General features: G+C 73.0%; 17 protein-coding genes and 1 tRNA gene. 9 read left to right on the top strand and 9 right to left on the bottom strand.

Annotated features, from left to right (window positions below; genetic code table 11):
• Positions 1 to 53: 53 nt before the first annotated feature.
• Both KYT88_RS05850 and KYT88_RS05845 read right to left on the bottom strand, forming a co-directional pair.
• On the bottom strand, positions 54 to 2201 hold the full coding sequence (locus KYT88_RS05850; protein WP_043587674.1) for a bifunctional metallophosphatase/5'-nucleotidase: 2148 nt from the start codon (positions 2199 to 2201) through the stop codon (positions 54 to 56).
• 124 nt (positions 2202 to 2325) lie between these two features.
• Positions 2326 to 3639, bottom strand: a complete 1314-nt coding sequence (locus tag KYT88_RS05845; RefSeq protein ID WP_051629398.1) for a LuxR C-terminal-related transcriptional regulator — start codon at positions 3637 to 3639, stop codon at positions 2326 to 2328.
• A gap of 119 nt (positions 3640 to 3758) precedes the next feature.
• Between KYT88_RS05845 and hxlB the strand changes: the two genes are divergently transcribed.
• Complete coding sequence (hxlB, locus tag KYT88_RS05840; protein ID WP_043587675.1) at positions 3759 to 4367, top strand: 6-phospho-3-hexuloisomerase; 609 nt, start codon at positions 3759 to 3761, stop codon at positions 4365 to 4367.
• A 56-nt stretch (positions 4368 to 4423) separates the two neighbouring features.
• Positions 4424 to 5047, top strand: coding sequence for a 3-hexulose-6-phosphate synthase (gene hxlA / locus KYT88_RS05835; protein WP_012037809.1), 624 nt, complete (start codon positions 4424 to 4426; stop codon positions 5045 to 5047).
• Between the two features lie 76 nt (positions 5048 to 5123).
• On the opposite strand, the gene KYT88_RS05830 is transcribed toward hxlA, so the two are convergent.
• Positions 5124 to 6134: an NAD-dependent epimerase/dehydratase family protein gene (locus tag KYT88_RS05830; RefSeq protein ID WP_051629399.1), complete on the bottom strand. Its 1011-nt coding sequence runs from the start codon at positions 6132 to 6134 to the stop codon at positions 5124 to 5126.
• Entirely contained in the window at positions 6131 to 6352 is a 222-nt protein-coding gene (locus tag KYT88_RS05825) for a hypothetical protein (RefSeq protein WP_043587680.1), read from the bottom strand. Before KYT88_RS05825 ends, KYT88_RS05830 begins: the two co-directional genes overlap by 4 nt.
• 128 nt (positions 6353 to 6480) lie before the next feature.
• Between KYT88_RS05825 and KYT88_RS05820 the strand changes: the two genes are divergently transcribed.
• On the top strand, positions 6481 to 7620 hold the full coding sequence (locus KYT88_RS05820; protein WP_043587682.1) for a CPBP family intramembrane glutamic endopeptidase: 1140 nt from the start codon (positions 6481 to 6483) through the stop codon (positions 7618 to 7620).
• Here the strand turns inward: KYT88_RS05820 and KYT88_RS05815 are convergent.
• The 4 genes from KYT88_RS05815 to KYT88_RS05800 form a co-directional block, all read right to left on the bottom strand.
• On the bottom strand, positions 7502 to 8191 hold the full coding sequence (locus KYT88_RS05815; protein ID WP_081840972.1) for a GNAT family N-acetyltransferase: 690 nt from the start codon (positions 8189 to 8191) through the stop codon (positions 7502 to 7504). The two genes, KYT88_RS05820 and KYT88_RS05815, sit on opposite strands and share 119 nt — an antisense overlap.
• Positions 8192 to 8244: 53 nt before the next feature.
• Positions 8245 to 8931, bottom strand: a complete 687-nt coding sequence (locus tag KYT88_RS05810; RefSeq protein WP_043587687.1) for a uracil-DNA glycosylase — start codon at positions 8929 to 8931, stop codon at positions 8245 to 8247.
• 10 nt (positions 8932 to 8941) lie between these two features.
• The gene (locus KYT88_RS05805) at positions 8942 to 9664 is read right to left on the bottom strand and encodes a Type 1 glutamine amidotransferase-like domain-containing protein (protein ID WP_043587689.1); all 723 of its coding nucleotides are present in this window, start codon (positions 9662 to 9664) and stop codon (positions 8942 to 8944) included.
• A gap of 106 nt (positions 9665 to 9770) precedes the next feature.
• Positions 9771 to 9846, bottom strand: a tRNA-Glu gene (locus KYT88_RS05800).
• A 169-nt stretch (positions 9847 to 10015) separates the two neighbouring features.
• Here KYT88_RS05800 and KYT88_RS05795 point away from each other — a divergent pair.
• From KYT88_RS05795 to KYT88_RS05785, 3 genes are all read left to right on the top strand, one after another.
• Positions 10016 to 10654, top strand: coding sequence for an MBL fold metallo-hydrolase (locus tag KYT88_RS05795; RefSeq protein WP_043587690.1), 639 nt, complete (start codon positions 10016 to 10018; stop codon positions 10652 to 10654).
• Between the two features lie 42 nt (positions 10655 to 10696).
• Positions 10697 to 11116 carry a hypothetical protein gene (locus KYT88_RS05790; protein ID WP_043587692.1) on the top strand — a complete coding sequence of 140 codons (420 nt, stop codon included), beginning with the start codon at positions 10697 to 10699 and terminating at the stop codon, positions 11114 to 11116.
• Between the two features lie 239 nt (positions 11117 to 11355).
• Positions 11356 to 12453, top strand: a complete 1098-nt coding sequence (locus KYT88_RS05785) for a TerC family protein (protein WP_043587694.1) — start codon at positions 11356 to 11358, stop codon at positions 12451 to 12453.
• Positions 12454 to 12543: 90 nt separating this feature from the next.
• Here KYT88_RS05785 and KYT88_RS05780 read toward each other — a convergent pair whose 3' ends face one another.
• Positions 12544 to 13341 carry an SDR family NAD(P)-dependent oxidoreductase gene (locus tag KYT88_RS05780; RefSeq protein WP_043587695.1) on the bottom strand — a complete coding sequence of 266 codons (798 nt, stop codon included), beginning with the start codon at positions 13339 to 13341 and terminating at the stop codon, positions 12544 to 12546.
• 55 nt (positions 13342 to 13396) lie between these two features.
• Between KYT88_RS05780 and KYT88_RS05775 the strand changes: the two genes are divergently transcribed.
• The 3 genes from KYT88_RS05775 (at position 13397) to KYT88_RS05765 (ending at position 16241) form a co-directional block, all read left to right on the top strand.
• The gene (locus KYT88_RS05775; protein WP_043587697.1) at positions 13397 to 14011 is read left to right on the top strand and encodes a TetR/AcrR family transcriptional regulator; all 615 of its coding nucleotides are present in this window, start codon (positions 13397 to 13399) and stop codon (positions 14009 to 14011) included.
• Positions 14012 to 14085: 74 nt separating this feature from the next.
• Positions 14086 to 15096: an aldo/keto reductase family protein gene (locus KYT88_RS05770; protein WP_043587699.1), complete on the top strand. Its 1011-nt coding sequence runs from the start codon at positions 14086 to 14088 to the stop codon at positions 15094 to 15096.
• Between the two features lie 134 nt (positions 15097 to 15230).
• Entirely contained in the window at positions 15231 to 16241 is a 1011-nt protein-coding gene (locus KYT88_RS05765; RefSeq protein WP_043587700.1) for an aldo/keto reductase family protein, read from the top strand.
• The last annotated feature ends 70 nt before the right edge of the window (positions 16242 to 16311 follow it).

Raw genomic sequence — 16311 nt, 5'->3', positions numbered from 1 at the left:
GCGGGCGCCGGTCGTCCCGGCACCCGCCCCGTCGGCGGATCGTCGCGCGACCGTCAGCGGCGCGCGGCCGCCTGCGCCCGGCGACGGAACGCCACGAGCGCGAGGCCCAGGGCGAGCGCCGCGAGCGAGGTCCCGAGCACGGGTCCGGACTCGGATCCGGTCGCCGCGAGCGTCGGCTCGGAGCTCGGCGCGGGCACCGTGCCCGTGCCGGACGGGACGACGGATCCCGCCTGCGTGTCGAGCGCGTAGAGCACCGAGGCGCCCGTGCTCGGCAGCAGGAACGCGAGCTGGTGCGATCCCGCGGCGAGGCCGGCCGGCACGGTGAAGCGGACGCTCGCGCGCCCCTGCTCGTCGGTCGTGTCGACCACGGCCGCGTCGATCGGCGTGCGCGCGACCTCCTCGCCGTCGATGAGCGTGACGACCTCGGTGTCCTGCACGGGCGCGTTCGAGACGAGCAGCGAGGACAGCTCGTAGGAGCGCTCCTGGCCGGCGCGGGGCGCGGTGCCGGTGGTGTCGACGATGCCGATGGAGCGCGTCGCCGAGTCGGGCTCGACGGGCGAGAACTCGGTGATGTAGTCCACGAACGCCGTGAGGTCGACGCGGCCGGAGTCGCTCTGCTCGGTCGTGTTGGCGAGCTCGGTGAAGTTGTCGCCGCCCTCCGCGAGGAAGCTGTTCGCGACCATCGTGAAGACGCGTGCGGGATCCACCGGCTCGCCCTGGAAGAACACGCCCGTGATCCGCTCGCCGCGCGCGGCCGTCGGGTCGTACGTGTAGGTGAGGTCGCGCGACAGGCCGAGCTTGAGGAACGGCCGCGAGGATCCCTCGGGCTGCCACTGCTGCTCGAGCACCGCCTTGACGCCCGCGCCGGTGATCCTCGCGGTCGTGAGCGTGTTGGCGAACGGCTGCACGATGGCGGCCTCCTTGTAGGTCACCTCGCCCTCCGCGTCGCCCGCGCCGGAGGACGCGACCGCGAGGTCCTGGCGGATGCCGCCGGGGTTCATGAAGGCGATCTCGGTGCCGAGGTCCGCCTGCGTGGCCCAGAGCTGCGCGTCGGCGACGAGGTTGCCGATGGTGGACTCGCCGCCGCGGTTCTCGGAGCCGTCGGCCTGGCGGGCGCGCGTGATGTCGCCCGTGATCTCGCCGACCGTGCGGCTGCCGATGACCTCGGCCTTCGCGACCGCGTCGTCCACGATGCGCTGCACCGCGGGATCCGCCGGGAACGCCGGCTTCCCGTCCGCGGTGAGCAGCGGGACGAGCTCGGAGGAGATGGAGGTGAGGGCCTTGGTGGCGGGATCCACCGTGAGCGCCAGGTGCCCGAGGTTCGTGCCGTAGCTGCCGGTCTGCAGCACGGGCAGCGGCAGGGCCTTGCCCGCGACCGGCAGCTCGTAGTCGTAGCCGAGGTGGGTGTGGCCGGAGATCACGGCGTCGACGTCGGCCTGCACGCCCGTCACGATGCGGCCGAAGACCGAGTCGTCGGTGAGGGAGGACTCGTCGGAGGTGGACGCGCCCTCGTGCACGACGAGCACGACGACGTCGGCCTCGCCGTTCGCGTCGTCGCCGTCGCGGAGCGCGCGGGCGGTGGCGGTGGAGGCGTCGACGACGCTGCCGACGTCGAGCGTCGCGATCCCGGCCGGGCTCACGAGCTCGGGCAGCGCCTCGGTGGTCGCGCCGACGAACGCGACGCGCACGCCGTCGATGTCCTGCACGTCGTACGCCGCGTACGCGTGCTCCTTCGTGCCCTTCTCGTAGAGGTTCGCCGAGATGTAGGGGAAGTCGGAGGCGGGGACGACGCGGCCGTCGACGTCGTCGCGGCCCTGGTCGAACTCGTGGTTCCCGAGGGTCGAGACGGAGACGCCCATGGCGTTGAGCGCGTCGATCGTGGGCTCGTCCTGCTGCGACAGCGACGTGAAGGTCGATGCGCCGATGTTGTCGCCCGCGCTGATGAGCGTGCTGTTGGGGTTCTCAGCCTTCGCCTGCTGGAACGCGCCGGAGATCACGGCGGCGCCCGCGGTGGACGACGTGGTCTCGAGGCGGCCGTGAAAGTCGTTGATGGAGTAGACGTCGATCGCGACGTCGCCCTCCGCGGCGGATGCGGGCGCAGCCCCCAGGCCGAGGACCGCGGTGGCGGAGAGGCCCGCCACGAGGGCGAGGGCGCCGGAGCGCGCGGCTCCGGACGGGCGGCGGGTGGGAGCAGGGCGCATGCGGGGACATCCTCGTTCGGGCGGGCGGCGGTGCTCAATACCTTACGGAGCTGAGGTTTCCGTGGGGTTAACTCCGGGACCCGCTGCGAGCGCCGTCCCGCTGTCGCGCCGCTGGCGCGCCGCCTCAGCCCCGCACGAGCCCCGCGAGCTCCGCGCGGGTGGACGCGCCCATCTTCCGCAGCAGGTTCGCGACGTGGAACTTCACCGTGTTCTCGCTGATCCCGAGCGAGGTCGCGATGGCGCGGTTGCGGGATCCGCCGGCCACGAGCGCGAGCACCTCCCGCTCCCGCGCGCTGAGCCCCGCCTCCCCCGCGGCGTCGAGGCCGGCGGCGGGCGCGTCGAGCGGCAGGCGCACCGCGATCTCGGATCCCCAGCCGGGCGTCGCCGTCACGTCGAGCGCGCCGTCGAGCGCGGCGACGCGGTCGGTGAGGCGACGGAGCGCGTCGAGGTCGGCGGTGGTCGCGCCCGCGCCGTCGTCGCGGATCCCGACGAGGAGGTTGCTGCCGTCGCAGTCCCACTGGATCCGCACCCGCGTCACATCCGGCTGCTCGACGAGCGCGAGCACGGCGCCGCGCACGATCGCCCGGCCCGCGTGCGCGACCTCGCCCGGGAGCGCACGCCCGTCCACCGGCGGCTCGACGAACTGCACGTCGAGGTCGCGGAAGCGGACGAGCGGCCGCAGGTCGTCGCGGAGCCGGGCGAAGGCGCGGGCGACGGGCTCCTCGCCGAGCGACCGGTCGCGGTCGCTCGCGGCGCGCAGCTCGACCATGGCGTTGGTGGCGAGGTCGGCCGCGGTCTGCCGGGCGGCGGCGTCGCCCGTGCGCGAGGAGCGGAGCACGGCGAGCAGCGACTCGAGCGTGGTGGCGTGCGCGTCGCCCAGCTCGGACACGACGCGGGCGCGCTCCGAGGAGACGGCGCGCGCCTCGGCGAGGTACGCGGGCGGCGCGGCGGCGACCTGCTGCCGGATCCCGTGGGCGACGCTGCGCCACAGAGCGCGGACGAGCTCGCGGGCGGCGGGGACGTCGTCGTGCGCGGCCACGGGATCCACCAGCACGAGGAGCGCGCCCGTGTCGGCGCGCCAGGCGGCGACCGTGCGCGGCCGGCCGCCGACGAGGTGCTCGACGGCCCAGGCGGAGCCGGCGTCGCCGTCGGACCCGTCCGCCAGGCTCGCGAGGATCCGGTCGAGCTCGGCGATGGTCACGTTCTCCACCACCTCCGCCTCGCCCGCCTTCTTGCGGGGGCGGCCGGTGCAGTCCTCGGTGAAGATCACGAGGGCGCGGTGCGCGACCACCGGCTGCAGCAGCCCGGACAGCGACTCGGCCACCTCCTGCAGCGGGGCGGCGAGCGCGTCGTGCAGCCCGTCGAGGAGCGCGACGGCGTCCGCTGACGCGACGGCAGGGCGGGCGGAGGGATCTGCGGGGTGGGTCCGGGACGGCATCCCGCCACCGTACGCCCACCCGATCCGCCGCCCGCGGGACGGCGACCTGCTCGGACGGGTAGGCGGATCCACCCGTCGGGTGGGCCGCACGGACGGGCCGCGAGGAGCACCCTCGAAGGGTGACGAACACGACGCATCCCCGCCCGTCCGGCGACTCCCCCGTCGACGTGGCCGCCGCCCTGACGCTGATCTCCGACGAGAACGCCCGCGTCGCCCGCGCGCTCACCGACCCGGACCTCGCCGAGCGCCTCGACGAGGCCGCCCACGTGATCCGCGACGGCCGCCGCGTCTTCGCGCTCGGCGCCGGCCGCTCGGGCCTCGCGCTCCGCATGACCGCCATGCGGTTCATGCACCTCGGGCTCGACGCACACGTGGTCGGCGAGGCCACGTCGCCGGCGATCGAGGAGGGCGACGTCCTCCTCGTCGCGAGCGGATCCGGCACCACGGCCGGCATCGTCAGCGCCGCGCAGACCGCGCACGACGTCGGCGCCCGGATCGTCGCGCTCACCACGGCAGACGACTCGCCGCTCGCCGACGTCGCGGACGTGACCGTGCTGATCCCCGCGGCCGCCAAGCAGGACCACGGCGGCACGGTCTCGGCGCAGTACGCGGGCGGGCTGTTCGAGCTGAGCGTCGCGCTCGTCGGCGACGCCGTGTTCCACGCGCTGTGGCAGGCGTCCGGCCTCACGGCCGACGAGCTGTGGCCGCGTCACGCCAACCTCGAGTGACCGACGGTCGCTCGATCCCCCACCACCTAACGCATCACGACAGGAAGAGGAACCGCATGAAGCTCCAGGTAGCCATGGACGTGCTCACGACGAAGGACGCGCTCGAGCTGGCCGGCAAGGCCGCGCCGCACGTCGACATCATCGAGCTGGGCACCCCGCTCATCAAGGCCGAGGGCCTCTCCGCGATCACCGCGATCAAGGAGGCGCACCCCGACAAGATCGTCTTCGCCGACCTCAAGACGATGGACGCCGGCGAGCTCGAGGCCGACATCGCGTTCTCCGCGGGCGCCGACCTCGTCACCGTCCTGGGCGTCGCGGGCGACAGCACCATCGCGGGCGCCGTGAAGGCCGCCAAGAAGCACGGCAAGGGCATCGTCGTCGACCTCATCGGCGTCCCGGACAAGGCGAAGCGCGCGAAGGAGGTCACCGAGCTCGGTGCCGAGTTCGTGGAGATGCACGCGGGCCTCGACGAGCAGGCGGAGGACGGCTACACGTTCGGCGACCTGCTCGAGGCCGGCAAGGCATCCGGCGTGGCGTTCTCCGTCGCGGGCGGCGTGAAGCCCGGCACCATCGGCGACGTGCAGGACGCGGGCGCCGTGGTCGCCGTCGCCGGCGGCGCGATCTACTCGGCCGACGACCCGGCCGCGGCCGCCGCCGAGCTGCGGGCCGCGATCCGCTGATCCACCCTGCTCCCCCCGAGCGCCGCGCACCCCCTCTCCGGACGGGTGCGCGGCGCTCGTGCGTGCAGCCCGTGCGTCAGCCGAGCGCCGCCAGGACCTGGAGCTCCTCGTCGCGCGCGAGGCCGGATGCGCGCGGCCGGTCGATCCCGCGCTCGCGTTCGTCGGCGAGCACGTCGCGCATGGTCTCGGCGAGCGGCCGACGCGCGGCGCCGAGGGCGCGGATCCCCGCGTCGCTCCGGGCCAGCATCCCTGCCGCCGTTCCCGGCAGCCACAGCGGCAGCGAGCGCGGTCCCGCCCAGTGCCGCACGTCGGCCGCGGCCAGCTGGTCGTCGGTCGCGACCACCCGCTCGCCCGTGGATCCCGCCACCTCGGCCGCGAGATCCAGCGCGTCGGCCAGCGGCACGCTCTCCCCCACCGCGTCGACGACGCCGTCGAGGGCGCGCACGCCGACGTCGACGACCAGGTCGGCGAGGTCCCGCGCGTCGATCGCCTGGGAGTGCCGGCCCGTCGCGTCCGGCACGAGGACGGGTCCGTCGCCCGCGAGCGCGAAGCGGGCCGGCCAGTAGCCGAACCGGTCGCTGTCGTCGCCCGGCCCGACGATCAGGCCGGGGCGCACGATCATCCGCCGTCCGGCGAGCGCCGCGGTCACCGCGCGCTCGGCCGCGACCTTCGCCTGGCCGTACTCCTCGAGGTCGACGGGCTCCACGAGCGCCGCCGTCTCGTCCTCGCCCGGATGCGCGAAGGACGCGTACACGGAGACGGTGCTGACCAGGGTCCAGTGCCGGGCCCGCTCGCCGAGCGCGGTGACGGCGGAGCTCGCGTGCTCGGCGGAGGAGGTGAGGTCGACGACCTCGTCCCAGTCCGCGCCGACGACGGCGGCGTACGCGTCGGGCAGGTCGCGGTCGGCCGCCGCGAACCGCGTGAGGTCGGGCGCGGATCCGCCCGTGCCGCGCGCGAGGCACGTCACCCGGTCGCCGCGCGCCGCCAGCCGCTCCGCGACGAGCCGGCCGATCCACCCGGTGCCGCCGAGCACGAGCACGTCGCGCGGGGCCCCCGTCGAGCCGGTGCCGATGCCCGCGTCGCTCACGATTCGCGCGCCGGGGTCGTCTTCCCGGGCCGCACCGACGCCGTGTCCGCCACGTCGATCCGCGTCACGCCGTCGTCGTGCTCGGTCACGTCGATGCGCGGTGCCGCATCCGACTCGACCGCCTTCGGCGCCGTCGTCAGCTGCTCGTGCCGCTTCTCCGCGAAGTCGGCGTCGCGGGCCTCGTCGTGCCCCTGGTCCTCGTGCTCGTCCTGCTGCATGGATGCGCCTCTCGTCGCGTCCACCGTACGCGGCGGCGCTACGTCGCCCGGCGTCCTCCGCCGTCCGCCGCGCGCCCTCCGCCGTCGGGGGGATCCGCGCGCGCAGCCGCCCCGCGTACCGTGGCGGCATGAGCGCACAGGAGCCGACCGCCCCCGATCCCGCAGCGAACCCGTCGCCGCCGGTCGCCCCGCCCGTCGTCCCCGGCGCCCCGCCGACCGCCGCGATGCCCGGCGCGTTCCCGCCCGAGCTCCCGTCGCTCCCCGAGCGCCCGCCCGTCCCGTACCACCACGGCCTCCGCGACACGGGCGGCCCCTGGCGCGGGATCCTCGCGCTCGTGCTGTTCGGCGTCGCCTTCCTCGTGCTCTCCCTCGTCTTCGGCGGCGCCGCGATCCTCATCGAGATCCTCACGGGCCGGATGGATCCCGCCGACGAGGCGTCCCTCACCACGATGACCCCCGTCGTCCTGCTCGCCACGAACCTGTCGCTCGCCGCGCTGATCCCCGTCTCGATGCTCCTGCAGCGCTGGCTGTTCGGCATCCGGATGGGCGCGACGTCGTCCATCGCCGGCCGGTTCCGCTGGCGCTGGCTCGGCCGCGTCGCGCTCGTGATGGTGCCCGTCTTCCTCGTCTACATCGGCGTCACGTTCGCGCTCGACCCCTCGGGCGAGGTCCGCTTCGACGGCGAGGTCTGGCTCTACCTGGCCATCGTGCTGCTCACCACGCCGCTCCAGTCGGCGGGCGAGGAGTACGGGTTCCGCGGCCTCATCCAGCGCTCGGTCGGATCCTGGTTCCGCAGCACCCGCGTCGCCCTCGTCGTCGGCGCGGTGGTCTCCAGCTCACTCTTCGCGCTCGCGCACCTCGCCGAGGACCCGTGGCTCATCGCCTACTACTTCGTCTTCGGCCTGTCGGCGACCCTCTCGGCGCGGCTCACGGGCGGCCTCGAGGCGCCCGTCCTCATCCACGCGCTCAACAACACGCTCCTGTTCATCCCCACGGTGATCCTCGGCCAGATGTCCCAGAGCTTCGACCGCAGCGCCGGCACCGGCGGACCGTTCATGCTCCTGCCCATGGCGGTCGTGCTGGGATCCGCGCTGCTCACCGGCTGGTGGGCCCGCCGTCACCGGGTGGAGACGGTCGCGCCCCGGCCGCTCACCGCGAAGGAGGAGCGGCGCGAGCGGGAGCGTGCGTGGTGGGAGCAGGAGCGGCAGCGCCAGATGTCGCTCGCCGCATGGTCCGCGCCCACAGGCCCGGCTGCGCCGTCGGCTTGAGCGTCAGCTGCATCGTGACGGTGCCGAGCCAGCGCCCGAACTTCCAGCCGACGCGGCCCATCCGCCCGCTCTCCGTGAAGCCCAGCGAGGCGTGCAGCCGGATCGACGCGTCCGCGCCCTGGTCGGCGATGACCGCGATGACCTCGCGGATCCCCGCCTCGCGGCACGCGTCGACGAGCGCCTCCAGCAGCGCGCGGCCGAGGCCCTTGCCCGTGGACGCCGCGCCCAGGTAGATCGAGTCCTCGACCGTCGTCCGCGACGACCGCCGGTTGCCGACGGGCTCGACGAGCGCGTAGCCGAGCACCTGCCCCGACGGCGAGACGGCGACGAGGAACGGCATCCCCATCCGCTCGAGCTGGCCGAACCGGCCGCGCCACCTGGCGAGCGTCATGCGCGTCTCGTCGAAGGTGACGGTGCTGTTCATCACGTAGTGGTTGTAGACCTCGCGGATGTCCGGGAGGTCGTCGGTCGTCGCCCGCCGGATCTCGTAGGAGAAGACGGGCAGCGGCGGCGCGGGCTTCCGGAGGTGGGCGGGCAGGCGGCGTCGCCGCTGGTATTCCTCCTCGAGCATGCCGCGATCCTACGGGGACGGCCGCGCGCGCGGACGGATCCCGCGGGACCGGCTCAGAGCCGCCAGTCGACGGGATCGGCGCCCTGCTCGGCGAGCAGCGCGTCCGCCCGGCTGAACGGCTTCGAGCCGAAGAACCCGCGCGACGCCGACAGCGGGCTCGGGTGCACCGAGGTGATCGACGGCACGGGCGCGAGCAGGGGCGCGAGGGATCCCGCGTCCTTGCCCCAGAGGATCGCGACGAGCGGGCCGCCGCGCGCCGCCAGGCCGCGGATCGCGCACTCCGTCACGGCCTCCCAGCCCTTGCCACGGTGCGACGCGGGCGCGCCCGGCCGCACCGTGAGCACGCGGTTGAGCAGGAGCACGCCGCTGCGGGTCCACGCGGTGAGGTCGCCGTGCTCGGGCGTCGGGATCCCCAGGTCGTCGCGCAGCTCGCGGTGGATGTTGACGAGGCTCCGCGGCACGGGCCGCACGTCGGGCTCGACCGAGAAGGAGAGGCCGACGGGGTGGCCGGGCGTGGGGTACGGATCCTGCCCGACGATGAGCACGCGCACGTCGGAGAGCGGCTGCTGGAACGCGCGCAGCACGCGGTCGCCCGCGGGGAGGTAGGGGCGGCCGGCGGCGACCTCGGCGCGCAGCCACTCGCCCATGCGCGCGATGTCGTCGGCGACGGGCGCGAGCACCTCGGCCCAGCCGGCGTCCATGAGGCCGCGCTCGACGAGCTCGGGCAGGGTCAGCGCCACGGGCGGCGGATCAGGACGCGCCGGCGGAGCTGACGGTGACGCCCGTCTCCGAGCCGATGACCGACCAGACGCTGCCGCGCCCCTCGACGACCAGCTGGCCCTCGCCCACGATGAGCACGGTGCCCTCGTCGATGGCGACGCCGCCCTCGACGAGCCCCGCCTCCGTGGCGGCGATGAGCCGCGTGAGGGTGCCCCACTGGGCGGCGTGCACGTCGACCGCGACGTCGATGAGGCCGATGCCCTGCTCGACGGTGACCTCGTCGAGGTCCTCGCTGGCGGACTCCTGCACGACCTCGACGTCGCCGATGCGCCAGCCGCCGACGATGGCGGTCTCGGCGGCGACCGCGGCGCCCGCGGAGAAGCCGAGGTACGGGACCCCTGCGGTGACCTGGCGGCGGATCTCGCCGAAGATCGGCTCGAGCGCCTTGCGGTACGCGGGGGTCAGGCCGCCGCCGACGACGATGCCGTCGACGTCCTGCAGCTGCGCGACCTCGATGGATCCGCCCTCGGGGGCCAGCACCGCGACTGGCTCGCACGCGCCCGCGGCACGCAGCGCGCCGGCGTACTCGTCGAACCACTCGGCACCCAGGCCGTCGTGCACGAGGACCACGGCGATGCGGGCCGGCTCCAACCGGGCGGCATCGGTCGCCCTCGTCGTCGCCTCGGACAGGAACCGCGCGAGGAGGGGGGTGTCGTCATCCGACAGGCCGCCTCCGACCAGGTGCACACTCACCCCTCGACGGTACAGGGCCGAGGCGCACGCCCCGGGCCCCGCAGGCGACGAGCGCAAGAAGAAAGCCCGGCACCTCCGTGAGGAGGAGCCGGGCTGCATGATGCGGTGGTGACCCCAACCGGATTCGAACCGGTGTTACCGCCGTGAGAGGGCGGTGTCCTAGGCCGCTAAACGATGGGGCCGTTTTTGCAACTCGTCGAGTATGCCACAGCGCGCACAGCCCGACCAAATCGAGCCCCGACCGGGCCGGATCCGCCCGATCCCGTGCCGATCACGCGCCCCCGACGGGCGCGTCCGGGCGCCCCCGCGCGCCGGTTTGCCCCGGCCGCCTCGACGGTGTTGGCTCCTCTCATGCGATTGACGAAGCTCGAGCACGCCGCCCTGGTCCTGGAACTCTCGGGGCGCAAGCTCTTCATCGACCCGGGCTCCTTCACCACCCCCATCACGGAGGCGATGAACGCCGACGCCATCGTCATCACCCACGAGCACGCGGACCACTGGACCCCGGAGCAGCTCAAGCGGATCCTCGACAAGAACGAGGGCGTGCCCATCTACGCGCCGTCCGGGGTCGCGGCCGCGGTCGCGGACTTCGACGTGACCGTGGTCGAGGCCGGCGACACCATCGAGGCCGGACCCTTCACGCTGCGCTTCTTCGGCGGCACGCACGCCGTGATCCACGAGTCCATCCCCGTGGTCGACAACCTCGGCGTGCTCGTCAACGACACGCTCTACTACGCGGGCGACTCGTTCACCATCCCGGAAGGCGTCGAGGTCGACCTGCTTGCCGCTCCCGCGGGCGCGCCGTGGATGAAGATCAGCGAGTCCATCGACTACGTGCTCGCCGTGAAGCCGCGCCGCGCCTTCCCCACGCACGAGATGGTGCTCTCCACCGCGGGCAAGGCGATCTCGAACGGGCGCCTGCAGTGGGCGACCGAGCAGGGCGGCGGCGAGTTCCACGCCCTCGAGCCCGGCGATAGCATCGACCTCTAGGCCCTGTTCGGGCTCTCGACGAGCGGACGCGGGGTCATCGGCATGGACGGTCTCGCCGCGGCGTCGCTCATCATCGAGTTCCTCACCTGGATCGCGCTCGTCCCCGGCGTCCTGCTCTACGTCGCGGGGCTCTCGGTGCGCGTCGTCGGCCGGCGCTGGACGGCGACCGAGGGCCTCGTCGCGGACGGGCCCGCCCGCGAGGACGGCGCAGCACCCGGGCGCGTCCTCCGCTGGTTCGACGGCGACGGCGACGTGCACGAGGCCCCGGCCGACACCCCGGAGACCCACGACCTCGCCGCCGGATCCGACGTGCGCGTCTGGTTCTCGCCGCGATCCCCGTGGCGCGTCCGCACGCACGCCCCCGAGCTCGACGGCCGCGCGCTCCGCGTGACCGGGCTCGTGCTCATCGGCATCGGCGCCCTGGCGGCCGTCGCGGGGATCGCGCTGCTCTTCCTCGAATAGCGGGCCTGCGCTCCCGACCTCGCGTCAGCTGGGGATCCGCCGGCGCGGCCCGGAGCGCTCCATGCGGCCGTATAGGCTGTTCCATCGAAGGGGAGTACTCCCATCCGGCGGTCGTGTCGTCAATACGGTCGGACCACTCCGACCCGTACGGCCGGTTCCGCGGACATCGTCCGCGGGGTGGAGGAGACCTTCAGTACCCCACCGGACCCACGAGCGGTCCGAGTACTGGAGAACCCACAATGGATGTCCCCTTCTGGCTCTGGGCCGCGACCATCGCGGCCGTCCTCGGCCTGCTGGTCTTCGACTTCTTCGCGCACGTGCGGAAGGCGCACGAGCCGACGCTCAAGGAGTCCGCGACCTGGTCGGTCGTCTACATCGTCATCGCGCTCGTGTTCGGCGTGGGCGTCGGCGTCTTCTCGAACTGGACCTTCGGCGGCGAGTACTTCGCCGGCTACGTGACGGAGAAGGCGCTGAGCGTCGACAACCTCTTCGTCTTCCTCATCATCATGTCGAGCTTCGCCGTGCCGCGGGCCTTCCAGCAGAAGGTGCTGCTCGTCGGCATCGCCATCGCGCTCGTGATGCGCGGCATCTTCATCGCCATGGGCTCCGCGATCATCGACAACTTCTCCTGGGTCTTCTACCTGTTCGGCGCGCTGCTGCTCGTCATGGCGTACAAGCAGATGAAGGAGACGCACGACGAGGACGAGTCCGACTCGAAGCTCATCCGCGTGCTCCGCCGCTTCATCCCCACCTCGGACCACTACGACGGCGACAAGCTGACGACCCGCGTCGACGGCAAGAAGCTCTTCACCCCGATGTTCCTGGTGATGCTCGCCATCGGCCTCACCGACGTGCTCTTCGCGCTCGACTCCATCCCCGCGATCTTCGGCCTGACGCAGGAGGCGTACATCGTCTTCACCGCCAACGCGTTCGCGCTGCTCGGCCTCCGCCAGCTGTACTTCCTGATCTCCGGGCTGCTCGAGCGCCTCGTGTACCTCTCGCAGGGCCTCGCGGTGATCCTCGGCTTCATCGCGGTGAAGCTCGTGCTGCACGCCATGCACGTGAACGAGGTGCCCTTCATCAACGGCGGCGAGCCGATGCTGTGGGCGCCCGAGATCCCGATCTGGTTCTCGCTGTCGTTCATCCTCCTCACCATCACGGTGGCGACCGTCGCGAGCCTCGCGAAGACCAAGCGCGACGGCACCGCGGTCGAGGGCACCGACTCCGCCGCCGCCGTCGAGGGCGAGAAGTCCCCGGCTGATGCGGACGACGACGCGGCCCGCGGCTCCGGCCGCAGCGTCGACGTCAGCCGCGACGCGGACGCCCCGCGCCGCTAGCGCTTCCCGCTCCGCCGCACGACGACGACGCCCGCTCCCGGATCCGGGGGCGGGCGTCGTCGTGCGATCGCGCGGCTGCGCGGCTGCGCGTCAGCCGAGGCGCGTGCTGCCGATGCCGCCGTCGACGTCGAGCAGCGCGCCGTGCACGAACGCCGCCTCGTCCGAGACGAGGAAGCGCACGGCGAACGCGATGTCGACGGGACGCACCGGGACGCCTGCCGGCGTGGTCGCCGTCATGGCGTCGAGCACGGCCGCATCCGACGCGTTGCCGGGCGTGGCGGTCACGCCCGGCGCGACCGTGGTGACCCGCACGCCGTGTGGGCCGTACTCCGCCGCCCACGTGCGGGTCATCTGCTCGAGGGCGGCCTTCGACGCCGTGTAGGCGGCGCCGAACGGGACGCCGACGCGGGACATCCAGGATCCGACGTCGACCACGGCGCCGCTCCCCCGCTCCGCCATCGCGGGCGCGAGCGCCGCGACGAGCACGTGGGGCGCCCGGACGTTGACGGCGAGGACGGCGTCGAGGTCGTCGTCGCCGAGCGCCGCGGTCGGCCCGACCGGGTAGATGCCGGCGTTGTTGACGAGGATGTCGACCCGCCCGCCGACCGCGGCGGCGGCCTCCGCCGCGAACCGCCGGATCCCCTCGGCGCTCCCCGCGAGGTCGGCGGGCACGGCGTGAGCGTTCCCGCCCGCCGCGGTGATGGCGGCGACGACGGAACGGGCGCGGTCGACGTCGCGGCCGCTGACGACGACCTCGGCGCCGGAGGAGGCGAGCACGCGGGCGATGGCCTCGCCGATGCCGCTGGTGGATCCGGTGACGACGGCCGTGCGGCCGGCGAGCCGGGTGTCGGGGACGAGGGACTGGATGGCTTCTTCGTTGGACTGCATGGTCCAATTCTTAGCACGCGTTGGACCGGTCGGTCCACAACGATAGGATCGTGGCATGGCCGAACCGAGGATCACCGAGCGCGGGCGGCTCACCCGCCAGCGGATCATCGAGGCCACCGGCGAGCAGATCCTCGCCACCGGCGTCGGCGGGACGACGCTCGACGACGTGCGCGCCGCGACCCTCACGAGCAAGAGCCAGCTGTTCCACTACTTCCCCGGCGGGAAGCTCGAGCTCGTGCGCGAGGTCGCGGCCTGGGAGGGCCGGCAGCTGATGGAGGCGCAGGAACCGCACATCCACGACCTCGCGTCGTGGGAGTCGTGGGAGGCCTGGCGCTCCGCGCTCGTCGACTACTACATCGGCCGCGGCCGGTGGGCATGCCCCATCGGCTCCCTCGCGACGCAGGCCTCCGCCGTCGACCCGGAGCTGGAGCGGGCCATCGCGGAGACCATGCGCGCCTGGCGCGCGTTCCTGGTGCGCGGGGTGGAGCGCATGCGGCAGGCCGGGCTCGTCGGCCCCTCCGCGGATCCGCAGCGCATCGCCACCGTGATCCTCGCGGCCATCCAGGGCGGGCTGGTGCTCAGCCAGCCGGAGCGCTCGGCGTGGCCGCTGGAGGCGGCGCTCGACACGGCGCTCGCGCCCCTGCACGTGATCCGCTCCCCCGCCGCCTGACCGCGCCGCCGGCCGCCGGCCGCCTCGCACACTTTCGTGCCAAGCGGCGGAGGTGCCCGGCGTACGGTCGGAGCATGGAATTCAGATACCTCGGCAACTCCGGCTTCAAGATCTCCGAGATCACCTACGGCAACTGGCTCACCCACGGATCGCAGGTGGAGAACGACACTGCGACCGCGTGCGTGAAGGCCGCCCTCGAGGCGGGGATCACCACCTTCGACACCGCGGACGTCTACGCCAACACCAAGGCGGAGACCGTGCTCGGCGAGGCGCTCAAGGACGAGCGACGTGCCTCGATCGAGATCTTCACCAAGGTCTTCGGGCCCACCGGACCCAAGGGCCACAACGACGTGGGGCTCTCGCGGAAGCACATCATGGACTCCGTCGACGCGTCGCTCACGCGCCTCCAGACCGACTACATCGACCTCTACCAGGCCCACCGCTTCGACTACGAGACGCCCCTCGAGGAGACGATGCAGGCGTTCGCCGACGTCGTCCGCCAGGGCAAGGCCCTCTACATCGGCGTGAGCGAGTGGACGAGCGAGCAGCTGCGCGCCGGCCACGCCCTCGCCACCGAGCTGGGCTTCCAGCTCATCTCGAACCAGCCGCAGTACTCGGCACTCTGGCGCGTCATCGAGGAGGAGGTCGTGCCGACCTCGAGGGAGCTGGGCATCTCGCAGATCGTGTGGTCCCCCATCGCCCAGGGCGTGCTGACGGGCAAGTACAAGCCCGGCCAGGAGCTGCCGTCCGGATCCCGCGCGACCGACGACAAGGGCGGCGCGAACATGATCAAGCGGTTCATGAACGACGACACCCTCTCCCGCGTGCAGGAGCTGCAGCCCGACGCCGACGAGCTGGACCTGTCGCTCGCGCAGCTCGCCGTCGCGTGGGTGCTCCAGAACGAGAACGTGGCCTCCGCGATCATCGGCGCATCGCGTCCCGAGCAGGTGCACGAGAACGTGAAGGCGTCCGGCGTGAAGATCCCCGCGGAGCTCCTCACCCGCATCGACGACGCCCTCGGCGACATCGTCGAGAGGGACCCGCGCAAGACCGAGGACAGCTCGCCGAAGACCCGCGAGGCCTGATCCGCCGCCTCCTCCTGCACGACCGTGCGGCCCCGCCCGAGACCATCGGACGGGGCCACACGTGCATCTCCCGGTCACCGGTCGGACAGACCGCGTCCCGGGGTCGCCCAGCGCGCCCGGCGTAGGCTCGGAGGATGGAATTCCGCTATCTAGGCAACTCAGGCTTCAAGATCTCCGAGATCACGTACGGCAACTGGCTGACCCACGGGTCGCAGGTCGAGAACGACACCGCCACGCAGTGCGTGCAGGCGGCCCTCGAGGCCGGCATCACCACGTTCGACACCGCGGACGGCTACGCGAACACCGTCGCCGAGAAGGTCCTCGGTGACGCGCTCAAGGGCGAGGACCGCGACGGGCTCGAGATCTTCACGAAGGTCTACTTCCCGACCGGCGCCAAGGGCCACAACGACACCGGCCTCTCGCGCAAGCACATCATGGCGTCGATCGACGGCTCGCTCGAGCGCCTCCAGACCGACCACGTGGACCTCTACCAGGCCCACCGCTACGACTACGAGACCCCGCTCGAGGAGACGATGCAGGCCTTCGCCGACGTCGTCCGCCAGGGCAAGGCGCTCTACATCGGCGTCAGCGAGTGGACCCCCGAGCAGCTCCGCGAGGCGCACGGCCTCTCCCGCGAGCTCGGCTTCCAGCTCATCTCCAACCAGCCGCAGTACTCGGCACTCTGGCGCGTCATCGAGGAGGAGATCGTCCCGACCTCGAGGGACCTCGGCATCTCGCAGATCGTCTGGTCCCCCATCGCCCAGGGCGTCCTCACCGGCAAGTACAAGCCCGGCCAGGACCTGCCGCAGGGCTCGCGCGCCACGGACGACAAGGGCGGCGCCGACATGATCAAGCGCTACATGAACGACGACGTCCTCAGCCGAGTGCAGGAGCTGCAGCCCGTCGCCGATGAGCTGGACCTGTCGCTCGCCCAGCTCGCGGTCGCGTGGGTGCTCCAGAACGACAACGTCGCATCCGCGATCATCGGCGCCTCGCGGCCCGAGCAGGTCCACGAGAACGTGAAGGCGTCGGGCGTGAAGATCCCCGCGGAGCTCCTGACCCGCATCGACGACGCCCTCGGCGACGTCGTGGAGAAGGACCCGTCGAAGACGAGCGACAGCTCCCCGAAGGGGCGCCTCGCCTGATCCACTTGCGCTGAACGCGACGACGGCCCCGCTCGAGCAGATGCTCGGGTGGGGCCGTCGTCGTGTGACG

The organism is Clavibacter sp. A6099 (genome assembly GCF_021919125.1).
GTDB lineage: Bacteria > Actinomycetota > Actinomycetes > Actinomycetales > Microbacteriaceae > Clavibacter > Clavibacter seminis.
This window is presented reverse-complemented; position numbering and strand designations above follow the sequence as displayed.

Bases quoted from the DNA above. Each gene is read 5' to 3' on its own strand.
- KYT88_RS05850 (WP_043587674.1), bottom strand. From the start codon at position 2,201: ATGCGCCCTGCTCCCACCCGCCGCCCGTCCGGAGCCGCGCGCTCCGGC.
- KYT88_RS05845 (WP_051629398.1), bottom strand. From the start codon at position 3,639: ATGCCGTCCCGGACCCACCCCGCAGATCCCTCCGCCCGCCCTGCCGTC.
- hxlA (WP_012037809.1), top strand. From the start codon at position 4,424: ATGAAGCTCCAGGTAGCCATGGACGTGCTCACGACGAAGGACGCGCTC.
- KYT88_RS05825 (WP_043587680.1), bottom strand. From the start codon at position 6,352: ATGCAGCAGGACGAGCACGAGGACCAGGGGCACGACGAGGCCCGCGAC.
- KYT88_RS05820 (WP_043587682.1), top strand. From the start codon at position 6,481: ATGAGCGCACAGGAGCCGACCGCCCCCGATCCCGCAGCGAACCCGTCG.
- KYT88_RS05815 (WP_081840972.1), bottom strand. From the start codon at position 8,191: ATGCTCGAGGAGGAATACCAGCGGCGACGCCGCCTGCCCGCCCACCTC.
- KYT88_RS05795 (WP_043587690.1), top strand. From the start codon at position 10,016: ATGCGATTGACGAAGCTCGAGCACGCCGCCCTGGTCCTGGAACTCTCG.
- KYT88_RS05790 (WP_043587692.1), top strand. From the start codon at position 10,697: ATGGACGGTCTCGCCGCGGCGTCGCTCATCATCGAGTTCCTCACCTGG.
- KYT88_RS05785 (WP_043587694.1), top strand. From the start codon at position 11,356: ATGGATGTCCCCTTCTGGCTCTGGGCCGCGACCATCGCGGCCGTCCTC.
- KYT88_RS05780 (WP_043587695.1), bottom strand. From the start codon at position 13,341: ATGCAGTCCAACGAAGAAGCCATCCAGTCCCTCGTCCCCGACACCCGG.
- KYT88_RS05775 (WP_043587697.1), top strand. From the start codon at position 13,397: ATGGCCGAACCGAGGATCACCGAGCGCGGGCGGCTCACCCGCCAGCGG.
- KYT88_RS05770 (WP_043587699.1), top strand. From the start codon at position 14,086: ATGGAATTCAGATACCTCGGCAACTCCGGCTTCAAGATCTCCGAGATC.
- KYT88_RS05765 (WP_043587700.1), top strand. From the start codon at position 15,231: ATGGAATTCCGCTATCTAGGCAACTCAGGCTTCAAGATCTCCGAGATC.